2 protein-coding genes are annotated in these 2284 nt (G+C 74.3%); both read right to left on the bottom strand.

The window, feature by feature from the left end:
* The coding region (locus tag L0B03_RS16840; protein ID WP_250448015.1) for a ThiF family adenylyltransferase at window positions 1-891 on the bottom strand (891 nt) is incomplete at its 3' end.
* 26 nt (window positions 892-917) lie between these two features.
* Window positions 918-2284, bottom strand: a 1367-nt coding sequence (locus L0B03_RS16835) for a multicopper oxidase domain-containing protein (protein WP_250448013.1), incomplete at its 5' end; no start/stop codon positions are given.

Raw genomic sequence — 2284 nt, 5'->3', positions numbered from 1 at the left:
CACGGTGCCGAACCTCTCGACCCCCGCGGAGCCAGCCGGGGAGGGCGCCGCGGGGGTCGCGCGCCCGCCCGAGGAGGACGACACGTCCGCCACCGCCGATGCCGACGGAGGGGCACCTCCACCCACCAGCGGGATCTCCGACCAGCGCGAGCTGAGCGCGTCGAGCACGAGCACCCGGCCGAGCAGCGTCTCCCCCACCCCGGTGACGAGCTTGACCGCCTCGGTGGCCATGAGCGACCCGACCTGACCGCAGAGCGCCCCGAGCACCCCGGCCTCGGCGCAGGAGGGCACCGACCCCTCGGGCGGCGGTGCCGGGAACAGGTCGCGCAGCTGGACCGGCGCTGCTCCGGCCCCGGCCGGCGGGGCGCCCCAGAACACCGACACCTGGGCGTCGAAGCGCAGCACCGAGCCCCAGACCTCGGGCAGGCCGAGACGGACGCACGCGTCGTTGACCAGGTACCGGGTCGGGAAGTTGTCCGTGCCGTCCACGACGAGGTCGTACCCGGTGAGCACCTCGTCGACGTTCGCCTCGGTCAGGCGGACCTGATGGACCTGGACGTCGACGCCGGGGTCGAGGTCACCGATCGCCGCGCGGGCGCTGTCGACCTTGGCGCGGCCGACGTCCTGGGTGCGGTGCAGCACCTGACGCTGGAGGTTGCTCAGGGCGACCTCGTCGGCGTCGACCACGCCCAGGCACCCGACCCCCGCCGCCGCCAGGTAGAGCAGCACGGGCGCACCGAGCCCTCCCGCACCGATCACGCAGACCCGTGCGTTGCGCAGCCGGCGCTGGCCGAGCTCGCCCAGCTCGGGCAGCAGCAGGTGACGTGACCATCGGGCGAGCTGCTCGGCGGTCAGGGCGGGGCCGGGCTCGACCAGGGGGGCCAGGGGCATGGATCCACCGTAGGACCTCACCGGGCTCAGCCCTCGTCGCTCGCATCCGCGACGAGGATGTGCCCCGCCGCCCCCCTTTCGGCGTCGACCATCGCGTGCGAGACGAAGGGGTACGTCCCGGCCTCGGGCAGCGCGAGCTCGACGAAGCCGCCCTGCGCGGGGTGCAGCCCGAGGACCTGCGCACCCGCGTCCCTCGCGGGGCCGTCCGCGCCGCCCAGCGTGTACGCCCCCTCGAGGTAGACCGTGTCGAACTGGCCGCCGACCACGTGGAAGGAGGAGGGCCGGCTCGGGCCCGCGTCGAGCACCCAGATGCGCACCCGTTCGTCGACCTCCACGGCCAGCGGCTCGTGCACGTACTGGGTCGCGTGGCCGTTGAACACGACGGCATCGGGGGCCTCGGCGGCGATCTTCGCGGTGTCGGCGATGCCGCCCTGGGGTCCCAGGTACAGCTCGTGCTGGACCAGCACGTACTCGCGGTCCACCTCGGGCAGGTCGGGCGGGTCGATGATCACCGCGCCGAACATGCCGTTGGCGATGTGCAGCGACATGGGCATCGTCGAGCAGTGGTACATCCAGATCCCCGCACGGGTCGCGGTGAACCGGTACGTCAGGCTCTCGCCCGGCTCGATGGTCCGCATCGGCTCGTCCGGGGCCAGGGCCCCGGCGTGGAAGTCGATCGAGTGGCCCAGCGAGCCGTCGTTGACCAGGGTGATCTCGAAGGTGTCCCCCACCGAGCCGCGCAGGGTGGGCCCCGGGGCCGAGCCGCCGAAGGTCCACAGGGACTGGGTGACCCCCGGGGCGACCTCACGCTCGACCTCCTCGACCTCGAGGGTCACGCGGTGCACCGTCCCGGTGGGCGCCGGGTCGAGGACCGGGTCGCGAGGGACGAAACCCTCCCCCGGGTCGGCGCGCAGGTCCATCGCGGACTCCGCGCCGGGGCGATCCTCACCCTGAGCCGTCTCGTGCTCGTCCGTGGCCTGCCCCGCCGTGGCCTGCCCCGCCGTCGCCTGCTCCGCCGTGGCCTGCCCTGCCCCGCCCCGGACGACGACGTCGAGGACCATGCCCATCTGCCGGTGACCCGCGACCGAGCACCAGCCGTCGAGGGACCTCCCGACGACGCCGACCTCGACCCGAGCCGTCGCCCCGGGGGCGATCCGGCCCGACGCCGCGCCCGAGTCGAGCACGAGGTCGTGCACCGTGGAGTCGACGTTGGTGACCACCAGGACGAGCTCGTCGCCGGCGTCGACCTCGACCGAGGCGGGCTCGAACCGCATGTCCTGGGCCTCCACCTCGACCTCGACCACGCGACCGGTCGCCTCCGCCCCGGCCGCCGAAGGGGCGCCGAACCCGCCCGCTGCCGGGTCGGCCGCGACCCCGCAAGTCGGATCGTACC

It is taken from the genome of Actinotalea sp. C106 (assembly GCF_023630195.1).
In the GTDB taxonomy this organism is placed as follows: domain Bacteria; phylum Actinomycetota; class Actinomycetes; order Actinomycetales; family Cellulomonadaceae; genus Actinotalea.
The sequence above is the reverse complement of the archived record's forward strand: the minus strand, read 5'-3'. Positions and strand labels throughout refer to the sequence as shown.